Here is a 22,690-nt window from a genome sequence, read left to right as displayed (position 1 = left end):
TAATAACGTAGTTAAAGCCGATGGTACAGCCACCAACAAGCGTTGTTTTTTTATAATTTAGTGCTGTTAAATTAACGCGCATTTGTTAAACTCGAATTAATTAAATATGAGGTTTAAAATGGTTGAAATACATAGTAAAGCACGTATCCGTTGGGCTTGCCGCCGTGGCATGTTAGAACTAGATGTTTTGTTTATGCCGTTTGTTGAAGAAGCTTATGATTCGTTAGATGCTAAACAGCAGGCGACTTTTCAGCGCTTATTAACACAAGAAGACCCAGATTTATTTGCTTGGTTTATGGGCCATGAAAAATGTAAAGACGTTGAGCTAAACAGTATGGTTGAGCTAATTTTAGACCGAGTTCGTGTATAGGTTTACCGTCACAAATAATCAGACAGACCACAAACAGATTGTGGTCTTTTTTTGTGTGCTAACTTTAATATTATGCTTATTTACCACTTCTATTTTGGCAACTCTTTTTTGCATTGCGGTTAATATCGTTGCTGGCATTATCGTTTGGCGAAAAATCGTGGCTGCTCAGCCAGAGCAGGGCGTTATATTATTAGAGCCAAATCAATTTCGTTTTGAGAATGAAAAGCTTCTAATTCAAGGGGTTATTGGTAATCAAAGCCGATTAATTGGTCGCAGTGTGTGGTTGTATATTAATGGCTTTAGTGAAAACTATTGGCTGATTATCTCAGCCAATAGTGTTGATGAGCAAAGCTACGCGCGTTTAAAACGCGCAACACTTGCGGCAATTAATTGCGCTTTGGAGTCAAAATAGTTGGCGTTGGATTTTCGTTTTGCTCTGGGTAGTCAATGGTAAAGTGCAGTCCGCGACTTTCTTTACGTTCCATAGCACTTCTAATTATAAGCTCGGCTACTTGAACTAAGTTACGTAACTCAAGTAAGTTATTACTCACTCTAAAGTTCGCGTAGTAATCGTGGATTTCTTGCTGTAATAGTTCAACACGATGAAGCGCGCGTTCAAGTCGTTTGGTTGAGCGCACAATCCCAACATAGTCCCACATAAATAATCGCAGCTCATGCCAGTTATGGGTGATCACGATTTCTTCATCTGAGTTAGATACGCGGCTTTCATCCCAACTAGGTAACTCAATCAGTGCAGGAGCGGTCTCTATTTTACTCAAAATGTCTTTTGCTGCTGCATGGGCAAATACAATGCACTCTAATAATGAGTTACTTGCCATACGGTTAGCACCGTGCAGCCCAGTGTAAGCCACTTCACCTACAGCGTATAAATTAGCTAAGTCGGTTTTGCCATTAAAGTCGGTCATAACGCCGCCACAGGTATAATGCGCAGCAGGGACAACAGGAATTGCCTCCTTGGTAATATCAAGCCCTACGCTTAAACATTTGGCGTAAATCGTTGGGAAGTGTTCAATAATAAAATCTTTGTCTTTGTGGCTAATATCTAAATATAAGCAATTTGCACCAAGGCGCTTCATTTCAAAATCGATAGCGCGCGCGACTATGTCGCGCGGGGCGAGTTCTTCTCGCTCATCAAACTCTTTCATGAATCGCGTGCCATCTGGGCGTTTTAAATAGGCTCCCTCACCACGCATTGCTTCGGTAATTAAAAAGTTTTGCAACTCAGGGTGATAAAGACTGGTTGGATGAAATTGATTAAATTCCATATTAGCAACGCGACACCCTGCACGCCATGCCATGGCAATACCATCACCGCTAGAAACATCAGGGTTAGAGGTATAAAGGTATACTTTACTTGCGCCACCCGTTGCTAGGGCAACAAATTTTGCGCCAATTGTTTCTACTTTTTTGGCTTTTTTATTCCACACATACATGCCATGAACATGTGAACCCGTTTTGCCGATACTTTTATCGGTAATTAAATCAATCGCGTTGTAATGCTCTAACAAGGTGATATTGCTATGCGCTTGAACTTGGCTAATCAAGGTTGTTTGCACAGCTTTGCCTGTGGCATCGGCTGCATGCAAAATGCGTCGGTGGCTATGCCCACCTTCACGGGTTAAATGAAAGCGCTCTTTACCTTTGCTATCAAACTCCATATCAAAAGGCACGCCTTGGTCAATTAGCCATTGTAGGCAGTCATGAGCATTGCTGGCAGTGTAATGAACCGCCTCTCTGTCGCATAAACCGCCACCGGCGTCTAAGGTATCTTCAACGTGAGACTCTATACTGTCATTTTTTTTATCAAAAACAGCGGCAATTCCGCCTTGGGCATAAAGAGTAGAACCTTCGGTTAATTCACCTTTACTAATTACGGTAACGTTACAGTAATTAGCCAAAGATAAAGCAAGTGATAAGCCTGCTGCGCCGCTACCAATAATAGCGACATCGGTAATGTGATGTTTATTTTGGTTCATCTGTGAGGTACTTTGCGGTTACAATGCTCAGATAGAGCAATATTTATTTTTAATACTTATAGTTGTACCATATTTGTAGCACTACCACGAAGTGGTTTTAGCGTATAAATACGTAATTTTTTAGCTATTTTATAAAAAAACAATATGAAGCAGAACTTTTTATTCATCTAAGGGTCAGAGTAGGTGTGAACAATGGCGACACTATGAATAATAAGCAAGAATCAATCAGAGGAGTACCGGCTCGAATGAGCGAGCAGGAATTAGATTTAGCGTTAGTGAAAAGGGTTCAGCAGGGAGATAAAAACGCCTTTAACCTATTAGTTAAGAAGTATCAGAACAAGATTGCCGGTTTGATCTCACGTTATGTATCAAATCAGGGTGACATTGCTGATGTAGCACAAGAGGCGTTTATTAAAGCGTATCGTGCCCTTCCTAATTTTCGTGGTGACAGTGCTTTTTATACTTGGCTTTACCGTATCGCCGTTAATTGTGCTAAAAATTACTTAGTGGCTCAAGGGCGTAAACCGCCAGCAAATGATATAGATGCTGACGATGCCGAGTTTTATGAGGGTGCTGATTCAATGCGTTCAAACGCATCACCTGAAAATTTACTATTAAGCGAAGAAGTACGCGCTGTTATTTTTAATACGATTGATAGTTTGCCTGAAGATCTTAAAACCGCGATTACCCTTAGAGAAATTGAGGGGATGAGCTATGAAGAAATAGCCGTGGTGATGGATTGCCCAGTCGGGACGGTGCGTTCGCGTATTTTTCGTGCCCGTGAAGCAATTGATAACAAATTAAACCCATTAATAGGCGAGTCTTAGTATGACAAAAGCACACGTTAACCGCTTAGATAACGAATCGTTATCAGCATTACTTGACGGTGAGCAAGCATTAAATGATGCCGAGATTGCATCTGCTGATGTAGCTACATTTGGCCGTTACGCGTTAATCGGTGATGCAATGCGAGCTAAAGAAAACAACAAAAATATGGATTTTGATATTAGCGATCGCATTTCATTAGCACTTGATAGTGAGCCGGTTTATGCAGACTTTAGCCAGTCTGAAAGTGTGGCAAAGCCGGTAAATACTGAAGCCGATAATAAAATCGTGGCGTTTAATTGGCGCAAGCCGGTTGCGCAGTTAGCAATTGCAGCTAGCGTGGCAATGTTTACTATTGTTGGCGTGAACACCTTGCCGCAAGGTGAAGATGCTGTGCAAAACGAAATTCCTTTATTACAAACCACGCCGTTAACCGGCATGGCATCGCCAGTGAGTTATTCATCAGCACCGGCGCTAGAGAACGCAGAGCAAGGCTTACGAGAGCTTCAACAGCAACGTATTGGCGCTCTAGTACTTGAACACCAGCGTCAAGCACGTGTGGCTCATTCGTTGAAAACTGCGAAAACAGATGAAACGTCACAAGAGGAAAAAAACTAATTAGATGAAAGTAATAACTTTTGTTATGTCGTTGGTGTTAAGTTTTAATGCTTTTGCCAATGACACAAACCCCGCTAAAGATTTACTGCTTGAAATGGCCAGTGCAGTTCATACACGTAATTTTGATGCCTCTTTTGTTGTTGTTAAAGGCAAAAGTATGGAGCCCTACCGTTGGGTCCATGCTAAACAGGGGGACGTTGAGCTTGAGCATTTGAGTTTACTCAACGGTGCTGGCCTTGAAATGATCCGCATTGACAACCAAGTTACCTATTTTGAGCCACAATCAGAGCCGTATTCATTAACAACCGACTCAATTGCAGGCCCTATTCCTGAAGTGCTTTTTAAAGATATTAACCGCTTAAGTGCGCATTATGATTTTGTGCTTGGTGGTAAAGGCCGTATTGCTGGGCGTCCCGCGCAATTAGTTCGAATTGAATCTAAAAACGAAGACAAATATAACTATTGGATATGGATTGATACTGAGTCGTCGTTATTATTAAAAGCGGCGTATGTTAATCATCAAGGTGAAGCGCTTGAGCAATTACAGCTCACTCATATTAGCGTGACTGAGCAACCGGCAAACTTATTATTAGAAGTGCTTAATCGTAACTTTCCAACCCCATTACCTGCCAATTCAATTGACGAACAAACTAAAGCGAATGCCATGAACTGGACTATTGGCTGGTTACCTGAGGGGTTTGAATTACTTAAGTCAGACAGGCATAAGCTCGACTTAAATAATGAATTAACAGATTATTATTTATTTTCTGATGGGTTTGTTGAAGTATCGGTGTTTGTACAACGACCACTACCGGGTAAGCGTTTAAGCGGTGCCCTCACCTCAGGGGCAACTACGATTTATGTACACAACGGCGGAAATTTTGATGTCTCTGTGGTGGGAAACATTCCAACCATGAGTGCCAAAGCCATTGCTGAGTCTGTATCGCGGGCATTATAAAGTAACTAAACTATGATTGAACAAACGTTAACCGTCGTGGCCCTTAGTGGCCACGTTGCGCATTTAGAAGCCCAACAAAAACAGGCCTGTGAAGGCTGTAATGGACGTTGTGGCTCACAAGTGTTTAGTAAGTTATTTGGTACCGCCAAAAAAACATTACCTTATAAATTTGAAACACAGTTAGAAATAGGCCAAAAAGTAACTTTGTCATTGGATGATAGCCATGTTGTAAAGCATGCCTTTGCAGTTTACATGCTGCCTTTGTTTTTGAGTTTAATATTCGCTTTAATAGCCAGTGAATTGATATTGTTAGCCGAAGGCTGGCAAATTTTAGCCGCGATATTGGGTGGGATCACCGGCTTTTTAATTGCTAAAACATGGGTGAAATCATTAAGACATGAGATAAAAGTGATAAAAATTCATCCAATTAGCCTCCCTTTAACTCAAATAGATGGTGATTGACGCCAATTAAATGTAAAATTGCGTTTTTATGCCACAGTAACTTGAAAATACACAGCAAGTATTTTCAAGTTATTTAGGCATATGACCTTAGTCCTTTAAAATAGAAGTTTAGAATCCAGTTTATGAAGCATATCCGTAATTTTTCGATCATCGCCCACATTGACCATGGTAAATCGACCCTTTCTGACCGTTTGATCCAAGTTTGTGGTGGTTTAACCGACCGTGAAATGCAGAAGCAAGTTCTGGATTCAATGGATATTGAACGTGAACGTGGCATTACCATCAAGGCACAAAGTGTAACCTTAAATTATAAAGCGAATGATGGTGAAACTTACCAACTTAACTTTATCGACACCCCTGGGCACGTTGACTTTACCTATGAAGTATCGCGTTCGTTAGCGGCTTGTGAAGGGGCACTGCTCGTTGTTGATGCTGGTCAAGGCGTAGAAGCGCAAACATTAGCAAACTGTTACACCGCCATTGAAATGGACTTAGAAGTTATACCGGTACTTAATAAAATTGATTTACCGCAAGCTGATCCATTACGTGTAGCCGAAGAAATTGAAGACATTATTGGTATTGATGCCCTTGATGCGGTGCAATGTAGCGCCAAAACAGGTGTAGGTATTGCTGAAGTACTTGAAATGATCGTTAAAGATGTACCGCCACCAGTTGGTGATAAAGACGCGCCATTACAAGCGCTAATTATCGATTCTTGGTTTGACCCGTACCAAGGCGTTGTATCGCTAGTGCGTATCAAACATGGCGAACTTCGCGCGGGCGACAAAATTAAAATCATGTCAAACGAAAACGTACATACCGCAGATCATGTGGGGATTTTTACGCCTAAACAAACTAACACCGGTGTTTTACGCACTGGTGAAGTAGGCTTTGTTATTGCTGGTATCAAAGAAATACATGGTGCACCGGTGGGTGATACCATTACTCATCAAAAAAATGCGGCACCACTGCGCTTACCTGGTTTTCAAAAAATTAAGCCGCAAGTTTATGCGGGTATGTTCCCAATAGCCTCTGATGATTACGAGTCATTCCGCGATGCCCTTAACAAACTTAGCTTAAACGATGCCTCGTTATTCTTTGAACCAGAAAATTCAACTGCGTTAGGGTTTGGTTTCCGTTGTGGATTCTTGGGCATGTTACACATGGAAATTATCCAAGAGCGTTTAGAGCGTGAATACGACATTGATTTAATCACCACAGCACCAACGGTTATTTACGAGGTCGTAACTAAAGAGGGCACGACGCAAATTGATAACCCGTCTGATCTTCCGCCAGTTAACGATATTTTAGAGATACGTGAGCCGGTTGTAGAAGCTAATATTTTAGTTCCACAAGAGTACTTAGGCAGCGTAATCACCTTATGTGTTGATAAGCGCGGTATGCAAACTAAAATGAGTTATCACGGTAAGCAAGTTGCAGTAACGTATGAACTGCCAATGGCTGAAGTGGTAATGGACTTCTTTGATAAGCTAAAATCAACAAGCCGTGGTTTTGCCTCGCTTGATTATAACTTTAAGCATTTCCAAACTTCAGACATGGTACGTGTAGATATACTTATCAATGGCGAGCGTGTGGATGCATTGGCTATCATTGTTCACCGCGACAGCGCACAATCACGTGGTCGACAGCTTGCTGATGCGTTAAAAGAACTTATACCACGTCAAATGTTTGATATTGCGATTCAGGCAGCAATTGGTCAACATGTAATCGCCCGAACAACTGTTAAGCAACTACGTAAAAACGTAATCGCTAAATGTTACGGTGGTGACGTGAGCCGTAAGAAGAAATTACTTCAAAAACAAAAAGATGGTAAGAAGCGAATGAAGCAACTTGGTAACGTTGAAGTGCCTCAAGAAGCGTTCTTAGCCATTTTGAAAGTTGGTAAATAAAAATAAAGGATAATAAATGGCTGGCTACTTTTCAGTTTTATTGGTGTTGTTAACTTTGGGCTCAGGTCTAATATGGTTAATAGATCACTTAATGTTTGCCCCTAAAAGGCAGGAACGTTTAGCAATTGCTCAAACTTCTGCCGGTGGTCAACTTGATGAAGAAACCGCAGCATTGATTGCGCCTGAGCCAATGATTACTGAAACAGCAAAGTCGATTTTTCCGATGATTGCTGCTATCACTATTTTTAGATCATTTATTTTTGAGCCGTTTCAGATCCCATCGGGTTCAATGATGCCCACCTTATTAGTGGGTGATTTTATTTTAGTGCAAAAGTATTCTTATGGGATTAAAGACCCAGTATGGCGCAGCCAATTAGTGGATGTAAGCGAACCAGAGCGTGGCGATATTGTTGTTTTTAAATACCCGTTAGATGAGAGAGTGGACTATATTAAACGTGCTATAGGTTTACCTGGCGATAAAATTGTTTATCGTGATAAGCGTTTATATATTCAACCAAAATGCGAAGAAGGTGAAGTTCAAAAGGGCGCACTTCTTTGTAATGAATTCAATAAAATTGATTTTAAATTAATTAATGATAATGAATTTAAGCAAGGCCCAATGGATTTAGCGCGTTTAAATGAAGATTTAACCACGACTAACCATGACATTTTAATCAACCCAAAATCGCCTGAACGTAAGGGGCGTTACTACCAGCAATTGGGCACACCTGCGGATGAATGGGTGGTTCCAGCTGATCATTACTTTATGATGGGTGATAATCGCGATAACAGCCAAGATAGTCGCTTTTGGGGCTTTGTACCAAAAGAAAACTTGGTGGGTAAAGCTGTCTTTATATGGATGAGTTTTGAATTTGATAATGGCCCAGATGACATTTTACCAGGATGGGTTCCAACTGGTGTTCGTTTTGAACGCCTAGGTAATATTCAGTAACAATGAAAAAAAATGTAACAGAGTTATACAAAAGAATTGGCTACACATTTGCTGATCAAGGGTTACTTGAGCAAGCAATGACGCATCGCAGCCACAAAGGTCAACATAACGAGCGACTCGAATTTTTGGGCGACTCAATTTTGAGCTTTGTCATTGCCAATGCGCTGTACGCTAAATTTCCTAAAGCACGCGAAGGCGATTTAAGCCGCATGCGTTCGACTTTAGTTCGCGGTCAGACGTTAGCTGAATTTGGCCTTGAATTTGAGCTAGGTGATTACCTACGCTTAGGTCCTGGCGAGCTAAAAAGTGGTGGTTTTAGACGCGAGTCAACCCTAGCGGATGCAGTTGAAGCTATTATTGGCGCTGTATTTTTAGATTCAGACATAGATCGCTGCGGCGAGCTTATTTTAGCGTGGTATGAATCACGTTTAGATGCTATTTCACCAGGGCTTAACCAAAAAGATCCTAAGACCCTGCTGCAAGAGTATTTGCAAGCTCGTAAGCTATCATTACCAGGCTACACCGTAGTTGATACTAAAGGTCAGGCACACAATCAAACATTCACGGTTGAATGTATCGTTGATGGAATGGATAGCATTATTTCTGTTGGCAGCTCACGGCGTAAAGCCGAACAAAAAGCGGCCGAAAAAGCATTGAAGATACTTAAAAATGAATCTTGATACCTTAATACAGCCTCATGAAGGCGAAATAGACACATTTTGTGGCATGGTTGCGATTGTTGGCCGTCCTAATGTGGGTAAATCAACACTGCTTAATGAAATTATTGAGCAAAAAGTCAGTATTACCTCACGTAAGCCACAAACCACGCGCCACCGTATTATGGGTATTCATACTGAGGGTAAGCACCAAGCGGTGTACGTCGATACCCCAGGCCTGCACGTTGAAGAAAAGCGTGCTATTAACCGTTTAATGAACCGTGCAGCGTCTAGCTCAATTGGTGATGTTGAGCTGATCATTTTTGTGGTTGAAGGCACTCATTGGAATGCCGATGACGACATGGTACTTAACAAAGTAAGCCAAAGTGGCAAGCCGGTATTGTTAGTTATTAACAAAATTGACCAAGTGAAAGATCGCGACCTTGTACTTCCACATATGAAGTTTTTAGGCGATAAGTTTGATTTTGTCGGTATTATGCCCGTATCTGCGACTCAGGGTAAAAACATTAACCTGATCAAAGAAGAAGTGACTAAGCGCTTACCACCGTGCGAATTTTACTTTCCTGATGACTACGTAACTGACCGCTCAATGCGCTTTATGGCGGCTGAAGTTATCCGTGAAAAGCTAATGCGCTTTATGGGTGAAGAGTTACCGTATTCAGTGACTGTGGAAATAGAGCAGTTTAAATGGCAAGAAAACGGTATTTGGCATATTAATGGCCTGATACTAGTTGAGCGTGAAACGCAAAAGCGCATGGTAATTGGTAACAAAGGCGAAAAGCTAAAAGTAATCGGCCGTGAAGCGCGTAAAGACTTAGAGGAAATGCTTGAAAATAAAGTGTTTTTAGAGCTGTGGGTTAAAGTTAAATCGGGCTGGGCTGACGATGAGCGTGCCTTAAGAAGCTTAGGTTACGGTGAAGATTAACATTTTATACGCAGCATAATTTATGGACAGCGACTTCTATAAAGCTTATTTGTTACATCGGCGTCCATATAGCGACTCGCAAGTAATGCTCGATATGCTAGTAGAAGGTGTTGGCCAGCTTAGAATGCTCGCACGAGTTAGTGGTCGCCAGGCCACTAAATACAAAGCCCAACTCCAACCATTTCAAGCCTTACTCGTCCATTACAATGGCAAATACGATTTAAAGTACATCAATAAATTTGAGCTTCATGGTAATCCGTTATTTTTAACCGGTGATAAGCTTTACTGTGGCTTTTATTTAAATGAATTAACCAACCGAATTGTGCCGATTAATGAACCCATTGATCAGGTTTTTCAACTTTATAAAACTCACCTAGAAAACCTTAATAGCGGGACTGACATGCAAGCAGTGCTTCGCTCTTATGAGTTTCAATTGCTAGAGCTACTAGGCTATGGGGTTGATTTTAGTTTTGATGCGGATGGTGAGCCAATTGATGACACGCAAACGTATAGCTACTTTGCAGAAGTGGGCTTTGCTGTGCAACACGACTCGCGTTCTGGGTTTACTGGTTCACAACTCAATGCCATAGCAAATCATGACTTTAGCCAAGCGGATGTGTTATATATGGCAAAGCAATTAAGTCGTTATTTATTAAAACCATTGTTGGGCAACAAGCCATTAAAAAGTCGTGAATTATTTACGGCCTCTCAATAAACAAATTTCACAGGTACAAAAATGAAAGATATTCTTCTAGGCGTGAACGTAGATCATATTGCAACGCTTCGCCAAGCACGAGGTACTTCTTACCCTGATCCTGTCCATGCAGCCAGTGTTGCAGAGCATGCCGGTGCTGATGGCATTACTATTCATTTACGCGAAGACCGCAGACACATTCAAGACCGCGATGTGTATGTAATGGCTAAAACCATTCAAACACGTATGAACCTTGAAACCGCAGTAACCGATGAAATGATTGCTATTGCACTTGAGGTTAAGCCTGAATATGTATGCTTAGTGCCTGAAAAACGTGAAGAGCTTACTACCGAAGGGGGCTTAGATGTGGCAGGCAATATCGATAAAATAGCCGCTGCGACTAAAACATTAACACAAGCTGGAATTAAAGTATCACTGTTTATTGATGCTGATAAAGCGCAGTTAGATGCAGCAAAAGCGTGTGGTGCACCTTATGTTGAAATTCACACTGGGGCTTACGCAGATGCCACCAACGATGAAGACACCGCCAAAGAGCTCGAGCACATTCGCCAAGGCGTGAAATATGCAGCCAGTATTGGTTTAATTGTTAATGCTGGCCATGGTCTGCATTATCACAATGTAAAACCAATTGCAGCGATGCCAGAGATTTATGAGCTAAACATTGGCCACGCTATTATTGCCCGCGCAGCCATTGACGGTTTAGATAAAGCGGTTCGTGATATGAAACGCTTAATGCTTGAAGCTCGCGCGTAGAGTTATAATTAACGATATTAAAGACGAGCTTATTTATTAGTGATATCAATGTTGGCATCAACAAGTAAGTTTTCAAGCTCGTCTTGCAACTCAAATAACTCGGGCTCAATATTCTCAAGCGTACATTCATTTTTAAGTGATGTTTCGATCGTTTCAGCCAATGTTTTTAATTTTGGTACACCTGTATAGCAGCATGCGCCATGAAATTTATGGATAACGCTAAGTACTTGAGGGCAATCTTCGCTGGTTATTGCTTGATTTAGTAAGTTCAGGGTTTCGGGCACGCTTAGCAGTAACATATTAAGCATTTCATTGGCTAATTCTGCTTTACCGCCTGCACGTTGCAATGCCAGCGTCCAGTCAAGGCGAGTGCTATCAAAAGGAGCAGGGCTATGTTCAAATGTGCTTTTTGACTTATCACGACTCACTGGTAATTGCGGGCTATGATCGCAAATAATTTGGTTTAGCATATCTTCATCGATAGGCTTAGTTAAATAACCTTCAAAACCATCTTTTAATAACTGTTCTTTTTCACTATTAAGTGCATGCGCCGTCACGGCAATAATAGGCGTATCTTCATTCAAAGATGACTCTTTAATGAGTTTACAGGCTGTAATACCATCCATTATAGGCATTTGAATATCCATAAAAATCACATCATATTTATGGCTTTTGCTTAAACTATACGCTTGTGACCCATTATGTGCGGTATCAATTAATTCAACTTGCTCGTTGAGTAGGGTGTAAATTAATTTTAAATTAGCGTCATTATCATCCACCACTAACACTTTTAGTGGCAGCAGGGTTTGTTCATGCTGTTCTATATTATGTGCCGGGTGGTCGAGTCGATAAGGCGCAGCTAATAGCTCACATAGCTTTCGGTGATTAAGAGGTTTACTCAAACAGGCGTCAGCGCCGCTGCCGATGAAGGCTTCGCGCATGTTGTGCGATACGGTATTAAGCATTAAATATAAATAATCGGTTGATTCTCTAACCGCTTTTACATAGCTTTTTAAACGCTGCATATCGTCAACTGATGCCATGTGACCAATAAGACAAATATCAAAATTGATCTCTGAATTTTTTATGCACTCTAAAAATTCGGTTTCGTTATAGCAAGGAGTGACACTGACTTTCCACTCTTGTAATAATGAGGCAACAGCATGATGGGTATGCTTATGCGGCTCTAAATAAAGAACACGTTTACCAATTAATGACTGGGTAGGCAAATCGTTGATAAATACATGATTTGGTAATCTAAATACACCATTAAAGGTAAAACAAGTTCCGCTACCAGGGGCTGAATTTAAGGTAATACGGCCGCTCATTGCTTCAACGATATGTTTAGTAATAATAAGCCCTAAGCCGGTACCGCCAAATTTGCGGGTAATACTGGAGTCGGCTTGACCAAAGGCGGTGAATAGCGCGTCTTGTTTATCTGCTGGAATACCTACCCCAGTATCTGCGACTGACACCAAGACAGAGGTGCGCTCTTCATCAAGCAAACGATGGCTAATATCAACTTTTATCGCGCCTTTTTCAGTAAATTTAATCGCGTTACTTAACAAGTTAATCAGCACTTGTTTAAACCGTGTGGGGTCGCCGGTTAAGTGGTCGGGCACCTGAGGATTAATATAAATAGAAAGCTCAAGTTGTTTGTCGTGTGCGCTAGGTGCTAGTAATGTCATAACTTCGTTTACGCTATCGCGCAGTTGAAACTGAATAGACTCAAGCTCCATGGCTCCGGCTTCTAACTTGGAGAAATCTAATATGTCGCTAATAATAGTCATTAAGCTGTTAGCCGAAAGCTCTATGGTATCAAGGTAATCTTTTTGGTTTTTATTCAGAGGCGTTTTATAAAGCTGGCGGGTAAATCCAATAACCCCGTTAAGTGGGGTGCGTAACTCATGACTCATTTTAGCTAAAAAGTCAGATTTAACACGGTTAGCATCCTGCGCTTCTTTTTTAGCCATGGTGAGCTGGATATTTTGTGTTTCGTATTGTTCAAGCGTTTCGCGGTAATCGCTGGTTGCCTGATCAATATTTTTTTGCATTTCATCTTTTTGCATCACCATAGAATGCGAGATGGTATTGAGCCCCTCACGTAATAACTCAAACTCGCCATTCATGGGTTCAGTTAATCCGGTTTGTCTTTTACCTTCAATCAACCTGTCGGTAGCAAGTACTAACTTATTAAGCGGGGTCATAAATATCCGACTAAGTCTTAGCGCTAAAATAGCGGCTAATACTAAGGCGAGAATAATAATAATACCGCTGACCAATAATGCACGTTGTTGGCCAATAACAGCTTTATCGCGGTTAAGCTGAATCACAACGGTGCCCAACGAGGTTTGGAACTCAGAAGTATTCCAGTCGCTATTGGGGGTTGTATGGTTAATGATAGGGGTGAAAAAGGTTACTAAGTCTTCACTTTGCTGAACATAGGTGGCTTTAAAGCCATTTAATTGCGTTTGCTCAATTAAAGTGTCGAATGAGCGATGATAATTACTGGTTATAATAAGTTGGTTGTTATCATTAAAGATGGCAATCGATTTAATCGAAGGGGAGTGTTTGTTGTGTGTATAGCGAATGATGCGATTAAGCAGTTTTTTATTTTTTTCCAGTAAAGGTTGTTCAAGTGCAATAGCCAGAGGTTCAGCAATCGTTGTGCCTTGTTGATATAAAATTTCATCAAGCTCAATGTAACGATTTATTGTAAAATAACCACCTAGTAATAGCCCGATGATCACTGTGGGGATCAGGGTGAGTGTTAAAACAGAATCGCGCAAGCCTAGTTTGGTCATAATCTGAGCATTATTATCATTTTTATTGAATGTGAGTATATACATACTCATAGTTATTCTCAAAGTATCTAGGTAGAGACGTGATTCATCAACCTTTTAAGGTAATGCCTAATGGCACAAATATTTAAAGCAAATAAAAAACCACTTCAACAGCAATCACTTGAACTTGATATAACGGCAATGGATCACCACGGACGTGGTATTGCTAAGCATAATAATAAAGTGTGTTTTGTCAGTGGGGCATTACCTGGTGAGCGAGTAAAAGCCAAGTTAGTTGATGATAAAGCACGTTACAGCCAAGCTGACACGCTTAAAATACTCAAAGCCAGTGAATATCGCACTACACCCATTTGTGAACACTACAGCCAATGCGGTGGTTGTCAGTTACAGCATTTAGATGCCACACAACAAGTCGTTGAAAAGCAAGCAGCAGTAAATCAATTATTTGCCAAATTTGCAAAATTAACCGATTTAAACTGGCAAGCTCCGCTGCTAAGCCAAGCAACGCATTACCGACGTAGTGCCCGCATTGCCGTAATGTTCGACAAAGCAGCAAAAAAAATGCGGGTAGGCTATAGAGCACGTGGCTCTAAAAGTATTGTTAGCATTAATCATTGCCCAGTATTAAGTGACGTATTTGCAGAGGTATTTAACGTATTTGATAACATAATTAATCATAATAAGGCGCTGCACAGTATAAGTCATTTGCAGTTATGCGCTGCAGATGAGCAACACTTTATTGTTATTCGTCATACAAAAGCCATTTCGCCCACAGATAAAGCGTTTGTTGAGCAAAGTGTCTCGGCATATCATTGGCAATTAGTGTGGCAAAGTGATAGCGATACCATTGATCATGCCCATTTAGCGATGCCATTTTATAAGCTTGATCAGTTAGATATAAAATTTGAATTTGGACTAAATAACTTTATTCAGGTCAATGCGAGTGTAAATCAGGCAATGTTAATTCAAGCGGTGAGCTGGTTAGCATTACAAGGTGATGAAAATGTACTGGATTTATTTTGTGGTATTGGTAACTTCTCTTTAGTGTTAGCAAAGCAGGCTAAAACAGTAACAGGAATTGAAGGCGTTACTTCGGCGGTTGCATTAGCGACGCAAAATGCGCACACTAACTCTATTACAAATACTCAATTTCATTGTTTTGATTTAACCACGAGTATTAAAAAAGCGCCGTGGTTTAATAAAGAGTTAGATATTTTAGTACTCGACCCCTCTCGCACTGGTGCTATGGCAGTTTTAGAGCAGCTTCCATTAACGCAGTTTAAAGCGATTTTATATGTCTCTTGCGACCCTGTTACTTTAGCCCGTGACAGCGCTATTATTTCGCAAGCCGGCTTTGAACTTAATAAAATAGGGCTAATGAATATGTTCCCTCATACGGGGCATATCGAAACTATGGCGTTATTTCAACGGAGGTAAAGCGCATTATGGTAGCGACACGTCAATCTCATCAACATGACAAAGCGGGTGATTTTTTTTCACGCGTAGAATCTCTTGATTTGTCTCAGGAAAAAATTAGCTTACTCAATAAAGCGCAGCAACTTTGCCAAACTTGTGATAACAGCGAACGCCAAAATACCGCCATAGAGATGGTGGAGATTTTGGTTGAGCTAAATTTAGATGCTGACTCGTTAGCCACCGCCTATTTAACCCCTTATTATTTAAATGATGTAGTGAGCATTGACGCTGTCGAAGAGCATTTAGGAAATCATGTTGCGGTGTTATTAACGGGTGTGTCGCAAATGGCCACCATAAGTACGTTAGCTCATCAAGGCAATGGTACCGTGCAGGTCGATAATATTCGCCGTATGTTGCTTGCTATGGTGGAAGATGTGCGTGCCGTGGTGATTAAATTAGCCGAACAGGTGTGCCATTTACGCAACGTAAAAGACGCCGCTGAAGAAGAACGAGTGATTGCAGCCAAAGAGACTGCGGATATATTTGCACCGCTTGCTAATCGCCTTGGTATTGGCCAATTAAAGTGGGAGCTAGAGGATTTAGCTTTTCGCTATTTACACCCAGATATTTATAAAAATATAGCTAAACAACTTGATGATAAGCGCCTTGCCCGTGAAGCGTATATGGCTGATATGGTTGAGCAAGTAAAACAGCGCCTACATGAAGCGGGTATTAAAGCCGAGGTATACGGCAGGCCAAAACATATCTACAGCATTTATAAAAAAATGGCGAAAAAGAACTACGAGTTTGATCAGCTGTTTGACATACGCGCGATGCGAATTGTGGTTGAGCGCCTGCAAGATTGCTACGGTGCCCTAGGCATAGTGCACACTAATTGGCGCCATTTAAATAAAGAATTTGACGATTACGTTGCGACCCCAAAACAAAATGGCTATCAATCTATTCATACCGTAGTATTTGGCCCCGAAGGTAAAACTGTTGAGATTCAGATCCGAACGCACGACATGCATCAAGATGCAGAGCTGGGCGTTGCCGCACATTGGATGTACAAAGAAGGTGCGTTACCAGGGCGTGGTTCAGGCTATGAGCAAAAAATTAGCTGGTTGCGTAAGTTACTGCAATGGCAAGAAGAAGTGGTTGATGGCAGCGATTTAGCGCAAGAGCTTAAAAACCAAGTGGTTGAAGACCGCGTCTATGTGTTTACTCCACGTGGAGATATTTTTGACTTACCGCTAGGGGCAACGCCTCTTGATTTTGCTTACTACATTCACTCCAATGTAGGGCATCGGTGTATTGGTGCAAAAATATTTGGCAAAATAGTGCCGTTTACTCATCAATTAAGTACCGGCGATCAGGTTGAAATACTGACCCAAAAGCAGCCAAATCCAAGTCGTGATTGGCTAAATCCGTCGTTAGGTTACATTAAGTCTTCTCGCGCTAGAGCCAAAATCCACCATTGGTTTAAACAGCTCGACCGCGATAAAAATTTAAGCGCGGGTAAAGAAATCCTTGATAACGAATTACAAAAGTTAGAGTTAACTTACAAAGATTTAGACCCAGCGATAAAGCGCTTTAACTTTAGAGAGCTTGATGACTTAATGGTCGCCATTGGTGCAGGCGATATTCGCCTTAACCAAATGCTCAACTTTATTACCGATAGAACGGAGCACGAGCCGGTTATTCGCTTTAAATCGCCCAGTAAAGTGACTGGCGATAAAAACGGTATTGTGGTTGATGGAGTAGGCAGTTTAATGAGCCATGTTGCTCGCTGTTGCCGCCCTGTACCTGGGGATGAAATTATTGGGTATATTACCCAAGGCCGTGGCATTGCCGTGCATCGTGAGGATTGTGACTCGTTTAGTAATTTAAAAAACAAGCACCCAGAGCGCGTTATTTCAGTAAGTTGGTCAGATGATATTAGCAGCTCCTACGCGTTAACTATTCGTATTGAAGCCAGCGATCGGTCTGGTTTAATTCGTGATATTAGTTCTGCTTTGGCGAATGAAAAAGTCAATGTGCTCAATATGAATGTCAACACGGTTGATAGCACTCAAACGGCTATTTTTGTGATGCAAATAGAAGTGCATGACTTACAAGGCACAAATAAAGTGCTTTCTAAGTTACACCAGATAGAAGGGGTGCACAGTGCAAAACGAGGGCAGTAATCAGGCTAATAATGAGGCTATAAGCCAACTGCTGGAAATAATGCAAACACTGAGAAACCCTGAGGGCGGATGCCCTTGGGATCTCAAGCAAACGTTTGCGTCAATCGTGCCGCATACTCTTGAAGAAGCCTATGAAGTGGCTGATTGTATTGAAACGAATAATTTAAGCGATTTAAAAAATGAGTTAGGCGACTTACTTTTTCAAATCGTGTTTTATGCGCAACTAGCACAAGAGCAGCAATTATTTAATTTTAACGATGTAGTGGCACAGTTAAATGAAAAGTTGGTGCGTCGTCATCCGCATGTATTTTCAGCGCAAGACACACCTAAAACCGATGCCGAATTAGCTGCGCAGTGGCAAGCAATAAAAGCACAAGAGCGTGCGGCTAAACCCCAAGGCCAAAGCTCAGTACTTTGGCAAGATATACCAAACAGTTTACCTAGCTTAACAAAAGCTAAAAAAATTCAGCAACGGGTCGCTGCGTTAGGGTTTGATTGGCCGACTTATCACGGTGCTATTGATAAAGTGAGTGAAGAGGTTGAAGAAGTGAAAGAAGCCTTAGCTCATGACCCATACTCAGATCATACAGCAGAAGAGCTAGGTGATTTGCTGTTTGCTACTGTTAATGTAGCGCGCCATGTTAAACGCGACCCCGAACAACTGCTTCGCAGTGCCAACGATAAGTTTTCTGCACGGTTTGAAAAGGTACAAAACTACTTAATTGCACAGGGTAAATGTATTGATTCTGCGTCTTTAGAGGAAATGGATGCAGCATGGGATGCGATAAAAAAACTAAATAAATAGGGACATAAAAAATGTTTGTTTTTTGTGCACAGATTTACCAATTTTAGCTGGATTGCTTAGCTATGTTTTGGTACAATTTCGCCCCGTCTTGTTTATATTCCAAAATCACTTGTTTGGGTATTATATTCCTTTTAATTCCTGATATTCTAGGGTTCGCATGAGTACAAAATTTATCTTCGTTACTGGCGGAGTTGTTTCTTCGTTGGGTAAAGGTATTGCAGCAGCATCGTTGGCCGCTATTTTAGAGGCCCGTGGCTTAGATGTTACCATTTTAAAGCTGGATCCTTACATCAACGTTGACCCAGGCACAATGAGCCCAATTCAACACGGTGAAGTATACGTTACCGAAGACGGCGCAGAAACGGACCTTGATTTAGGTCACTACGAACGTTTTATTCGCACCAAAATGACCAGCCGTAATAACTTTACGCAAGGGCGCGTATATGAAGATGTACTACGTCGTGAAAGACGTGGCGAATATCTTGGCGCAACAATTCAAGTTATTCCTCATATCACTAATGATATTAAGCAACGTGTTTATGATGGCGCAGAAGGCCATGATATAGCAATCGTTGAAATTGGTGGTACGGTAGGCGATATTGAGTCACAACCATTTATCGAAGCTATTCGTCAAATGGGCACAGAGATTGGTCGTGAACGTGCGCTATTTATTCACTTAACGCTAGTGCCATTCTTAGGCCCTGCCGGTGAAGTGAAAACAAAACCAACTCAGCACTCAGTTAAAGAGTTACGCTCAGTCGGTATTCAACCAGATATTCTTATTTGTCGCTCAGACCGTAAGCTGCCAAATAACGAGCGTGCAAAAATTGCATTGTTCACAAACGTTGAAGAAAAAGCCGTTATTTCACTGCCTGATGTAGACAGTATTTATAAAATCCCTGCGTTATTAAAGTCGCAAGAGTTAGACAACTTTGTATGTCGTCGTTTCCATTTAGACGCGCCTGAGGCTGATTTAGCTGAGTGGGAACAAGTATTGTATCAAGAGTCTAACCCAACGGGTGAAGTGACAATTGGTATGGTTGGTAAATACATTGAATTACCGGATGCATACAAATCAGTAAACGAAGCATTAAAACATGCGGGACTAAAAAATCGTTTAACTATCAATATTCAATACGTTGATTCACAAGACTTAGAAACTAAAGGAACGGATATTCTTTCTCGCTTAGATGCTATTTTAGTGCCAGGTGGTTTTGGTGGTCGTGGTGTTGAAGGTAAGATTCTAGCGGCTAAATATGCTCGTGAAAACAAAGTGCCTTACTTAGGTATTTGTTTAGGTATGCAGGTTGCGCTAATTGAATACGCACGAAATGTTGCCGGTTTAGTTGATGCAAACTCAACGGAATTTAATGCAAACTCAGAGGCTCCAGTGGTTGGTTTAATCACTGAGTGGCTAGACGCTGAGGGTAACGTAGAAGTACGTGATGAAAAGTCTGATTTAGGTGGCACAATGCGTTTAGGCGCACAAAAATGCCATTTAACGCCTGGCTCTAAAGTACACGAAGTGTATGGCAGCGACGAAATTGTTGAACGTCACCGTCACCGTTACGAAGTTAATAACAACTTCGTTGCACAGCTTGAACAAGCAGGTTTAAGCTTTACTGGTTTATCTGAAGATAAAAAGCTAGTAGAGATTATTGAAAATAAAGATCACCCTTGGTTTATTGCAGCGCAATTCCACCCGGAATTCACTTCAACGCCACGCGATGGTCATCCGCTATTTGAAGGGTTTGTAGCTGCGGCTCATACCTACCAAAAAGCGTCTTCGTAATTTAAAAAAGGCTGTGCATATTGCGCGGCCTTTTTTGTTTCTAAGGCTGGCCTAGGTTAGCCGTACTCACCATTTTGGGAATATAGAGGAATCAAGATGTCAGAAATCGTAAAAGTAATCGGTCGTGAAATTATGGACTCGCGTGGTAACCCAACTGTAGAAGCTGAGGTATATTTAGCTGATGGTTCATGGGGCCGTGCTGCTGCACCATCAGGTGCATCTACAGGAACTCGCGAAGCATTAGAATTACGTGATGGTGATAAAACTCGTTATTTAGGTAAAGGCGTATTAAAAGCGGTAGGTTTCATTAATAATGAAATTGCAGCGGCTTTAAAAGGTCAAAATGCACTTGCTCAAAGTGATGTAGACCAAGTAATGCTTGATTTAGATGGTACTGAAAATAAAGAAAAACTAGGTGCTAATGCTATTTTAGCGGTTTCACTTGCTAACGCAAAAGCGGCTGCACAATCTAAAAAAGTAGAGCTATACGAGCACATTGCTGACTTAAATGGCACGCCAGGTGTTTACTCTATGCCACTACCAATGATGAACATCATCAACGGCGGTGAGCACGCTGATAACTCAGTAGATATTCAAGAATTTATGGTTCAGCCAGTTGGTGCTGCTAATTTCCGTGAAGCATTGCGTATGGGTGCTGAAGTATTTCACAGCCTTGCAAAAGTGCTTAAAGCAGATGGTCATTCAACAGCTGTTGGTGACGAAGGCGGTTTTGCACCAAACCTTGCATCAAACGAAGCAGCACTTGCAGCAATTAAAGTGGCTGTTGCAAATGCCGGTTATGAGCTTGGTAAAGATATTACCCTTGCACTTGATTGTGCTGCCTCTGAGTTTTATGACAAAGAAGCAAATATCTACGACCTTAAAGGTGAAGGTAAAAAGTTTACCTCTGAAGAGTTTAACTACTTCTTAAAAGACTTAACTGAGCAATACCCAATTGTATCAATTGAAGATGGCTTAGATGAGTCTGATTGGGATGGCTTTGCTCATCAAACTAAACTAATGGGCGATAAAGTTCAATTAGTGGGTGATGACTTATTCGTAACCAATACTAAGATTTTAAAACGTGGTATCGACAATGGTATTGCTAACTCAATCTTAATTAAATTTAACCAAATTGGTTCACTAACAGAAACGTTAGCGGCAATCAAAATGGCGAAAGATGCTGGTTTTACAGTGGTTATTTCTCATCGCTCTGGTGAAACTGAAGATGCAACCATTGCTGATTTAGCGGTAGGTACTGCTGCAGGCCAGATCAAAACAGGTTCATTAAGCCGTTCAGACCGTGTTGCTAAGTACAACCAATTGCTTCGTATTGAAGAGCAATTAGGCGCTAAAGCACCGTACAATGGTTTAAAAGAAGTTAAAGGCCAGTAATTCTTTAATTTGTTTAAAATTATAAAAATCCTCGCTTATGCGGGGATTTTTAATCATAAATGCAAATATAACAGGTGGGTGGTTTATTGTTTGTAAATTTATTGTTACTTTAGGAGCGTATTAAAAAATAACAATAAAATGATTATGAAAAAGAACTATGTTACTCACCTCATAAATGCCAAATATCATGGCACGCTTCCTCCAAAACAAGAAATAGTGTCTTTTGCGCTAACAGCTCCTGAATTTGTTCACTATTGGTTATGTCATGCGGTTTCATCATCAACTTCTTCTCAGGAGCTAGCCATTGTTTTATGCTTAGCTAAGTATCATAAAATTGAAGCTCTTAAGGTTTTATCTCACTTTTGGCCAATCCGAACAGCTGATCCGCAAGTAACAATTAACTTTGAAAAACATATATCAGGCCTTCCTAAGACTATACAGCAGGGTATTGAAACCGATTTAATAGGGTTGTGGAGTAGCTTAATTATGCCATTGAATATTCAATCCTCTGAACAATCATTACCTGTGACAACATTAGAAACGCAACTAACGAATGAATTAGCGCAGGAGATTATAAAGCTTGCTAATAATAATTTAAATTTAGCTGGGGTGTATGCTGAAAACTCTACAAGACAAAAAGTTATAGACATCAGAGACAATGAGCAGCTTATAACACAATTACCAGTCGATAATATTTTAATAGCTATATTACAGCGCATCATATGTTCAGACGACTATGCTGACTTAGCATATGCTGAGCCTATGATTATTTATCGTTATACTCAAGGTCAGCAATACAAATGGCACTATGATTTTATTACACCTTCAAATGAAAATGCTAAAAAAGAACTTAATTTTTTTGGTCAAAGACGGCGAACACGTATTATAAATTTAAATGACGGATTTGAAGGTGGAGAAACCGCCTTTAAAGACTGGAATGTAAGTGTTAAAGCCAAGCAAGGACAAGTAATTAAATTTAATAATATGATTGGTAATCAGGTAGATAAAAACTCAGTACATAGTGGAAAACCCGTATTATTAGGTGAAAAGTGGATTTGTACGCTTTGGATGCGAGAAAAACCTTTTTGGTTACGCGAATCTATTTGGTGCAAAAATTAATACCGACAAAT

General features: G+C 40.9%; 20 protein-coding genes. 18 read left to right on the top strand and 2 right to left on the bottom strand.

The features are described 5' to 3' along the window. Positions 1–118: 118 nt before the first annotated feature. Positions 119–370 (top strand): succinate dehydrogenase assembly factor 2, encoded by a 252-nt coding sequence (locus AAGD16_RS11585; RefSeq protein WP_013465640.1) that lies wholly within the window; start codon positions 119–121, stop codon positions 368–370. A 55-nt stretch (positions 371–425) separates the two neighbouring features. Next, the gene (locus AAGD16_RS11580; RefSeq protein ID WP_377111860.1) at positions 426–782 is read left to right on the top strand and encodes a hypothetical protein; all 357 of its coding nucleotides are present in this window, start codon (positions 426–428) and stop codon (positions 780–782) included. Here AAGD16_RS11580 and nadB read toward each other — a convergent pair. Further along, positions 757–2,367: an L-aspartate oxidase gene (nadB, locus tag AAGD16_RS11575; protein WP_377111857.1), complete on the bottom strand. Its 1,611-nt coding sequence runs from the start codon at positions 2,365–2,367 to the stop codon at positions 757–759. The two genes, AAGD16_RS11580 and nadB, sit on opposite strands and share 26 nt — an antisense overlap. Before the next feature lie 245 nt (positions 2,368–2,612). Between nadB and rpoE the strand changes: the two genes are divergently transcribed. The 10 genes from rpoE (at position 2,613) to pdxJ (ending at position 11,162) form a co-directional block, all read left to right on the top strand. Further along, a complete protein-coding gene (gene rpoE, locus AAGD16_RS11570; RefSeq protein WP_010387792.1) occupies positions 2,613–3,194 on the top strand; it encodes an RNA polymerase sigma factor RpoE in 582 nt (193 codons plus the stop codon). Position 3,195: 1 nt separating this feature from the next. Further along, positions 3,196–3,810 (top strand): sigma-E factor negative regulatory protein, encoded by a 615-nt coding sequence (locus tag AAGD16_RS11565; protein WP_013465637.1) that lies wholly within the window; start codon positions 3,196–3,198, stop codon positions 3,808–3,810. Between the two features lie 4 nt (positions 3,811–3,814). Then, complete coding sequence (locus AAGD16_RS11560) at positions 3,815–4,768, top strand: MucB/RseB C-terminal domain-containing protein (RefSeq protein ID WP_016899682.1); 954 nt, start codon at positions 3,815–3,817, stop codon at positions 4,766–4,768. A 12-nt stretch (positions 4,769–4,780) separates the two neighbouring features. Further along, the gene (locus tag AAGD16_RS11555; protein ID WP_013465635.1) at positions 4,781–5,230 is read left to right on the top strand and encodes a SoxR reducing system RseC family protein; all 450 of its coding nucleotides are present in this window, start codon (positions 4,781–4,783) and stop codon (positions 5,228–5,230) included. Positions 5,231–5,352: 122 nt separating this feature from the next. After that, complete coding sequence (gene lepA, locus AAGD16_RS11550) at positions 5,353–7,140, top strand: translation elongation factor 4 (protein ID WP_013465634.1); 1,788 nt, start codon at positions 5,353–5,355, stop codon at positions 7,138–7,140. 16 nt (positions 7,141–7,156) lie between these two features. Continuing rightward, a complete protein-coding gene (gene lepB, locus AAGD16_RS11545; protein ID WP_013465633.1) occupies positions 7,157–8,092 on the top strand; it encodes a signal peptidase I in 936 nt (311 codons plus the stop codon). Between the two features lie 2 nt (positions 8,093–8,094). Beyond that, positions 8,095–8,772, top strand: coding sequence for a ribonuclease III (rnc, locus tag AAGD16_RS11540; protein WP_008466504.1), 678 nt, complete (start codon positions 8,095–8,097; stop codon positions 8,770–8,772). Then, positions 8,762–9,694, top strand: coding sequence for a GTPase Era (era, locus tag AAGD16_RS11535; RefSeq protein WP_013465632.1), 933 nt, complete (start codon positions 8,762–8,764; stop codon positions 9,692–9,694). Before rnc ends, era begins: the two co-directional genes overlap by 11 nt. 22 nt (positions 9,695–9,716) lie before the next feature. After that, positions 9,717–10,409 carry a DNA repair protein RecO gene (recO, locus tag AAGD16_RS11530; protein WP_013465631.1) on the top strand — a complete coding sequence of 231 codons (693 nt, stop codon included), beginning with the start codon at positions 9,717–9,719 and terminating at the stop codon, positions 10,407–10,409. 21 nt (positions 10,410–10,430) lie between these two features. Beyond that, positions 10,431–11,162 carry a pyridoxine 5'-phosphate synthase gene (gene pdxJ / locus AAGD16_RS11525; RefSeq protein ID WP_013465630.1) on the top strand — a complete coding sequence of 244 codons (732 nt, stop codon included), beginning with the start codon at positions 10,431–10,433 and terminating at the stop codon, positions 11,160–11,162. A gap of 29 nt (positions 11,163–11,191) precedes the next feature. Here pdxJ and barA read toward each other — a convergent pair whose 3' ends face one another. Next, complete coding sequence (gene barA / locus AAGD16_RS11520) at positions 11,192–13,966, bottom strand: two-component sensor histidine kinase BarA (RefSeq protein WP_377114817.1); 2,775 nt, start codon at positions 13,964–13,966, stop codon at positions 11,192–11,194. 111 nt (positions 13,967–14,077) lie between these two features. Here barA and rlmD point away from each other — a divergent pair, with 111 nt between their 5' ends. From rlmD to AAGD16_RS11490, 6 genes are all read left to right on the top strand, one after another. After that, the gene (gene rlmD, locus AAGD16_RS11515; RefSeq protein WP_377111848.1) at positions 14,078–15,403 is read left to right on the top strand and encodes a 23S rRNA (uracil(1939)-C(5))-methyltransferase RlmD; all 1,326 of its coding nucleotides are present in this window, start codon (positions 14,078–14,080) and stop codon (positions 15,401–15,403) included. Between the two features lie 8 nt (positions 15,404–15,411). Next, on the top strand, positions 15,412–17,568 hold the full coding sequence (relA, locus tag AAGD16_RS11510) for a GTP diphosphokinase (RefSeq protein ID WP_013465627.1): 2,157 nt from the start codon (positions 15,412–15,414) through the stop codon (positions 17,566–17,568). Then, complete coding sequence (gene mazG, locus AAGD16_RS11505) at positions 17,549–18,373, top strand: nucleoside triphosphate pyrophosphohydrolase (RefSeq protein WP_024602670.1); 825 nt, start codon at positions 17,549–17,551, stop codon at positions 18,371–18,373. The genes relA and mazG overlap by 20 nt, the downstream gene beginning before the upstream one ends. A gap of 157 nt (positions 18,374–18,530) precedes the next feature. Next, a complete protein-coding gene (locus AAGD16_RS11500; RefSeq protein ID WP_013465625.1) occupies positions 18,531–20,165 on the top strand; it encodes a CTP synthase in 1,635 nt (544 codons plus the stop codon). A 96-nt stretch (positions 20,166–20,261) separates the two neighbouring features. After that, entirely contained in the window at positions 20,262–21,560 is a 1,299-nt protein-coding gene (gene eno / locus AAGD16_RS11495) for a phosphopyruvate hydratase (RefSeq protein ID WP_013465624.1), read from the top strand. A gap of 144 nt (positions 21,561–21,704) precedes the next feature. Next, a complete protein-coding gene (locus tag AAGD16_RS11490; RefSeq protein ID WP_377111842.1) occupies positions 21,705–22,679 on the top strand; it encodes a prolyl hydroxylase family protein in 975 nt (324 codons plus the stop codon). The last annotated feature ends 11 nt before the right edge of the window (positions 22,680–22,690 follow it).

The organism is Pseudoalteromonas sp. M58, assembly GCF_042604605.1.
In the GTDB taxonomy this organism is placed as follows: Bacteria; Pseudomonadota; Gammaproteobacteria; order Enterobacterales; family Alteromonadaceae; genus Pseudoalteromonas; species Pseudoalteromonas tetraodonis.
This window is presented reverse-complemented; position numbering and strand designations above follow the sequence as displayed.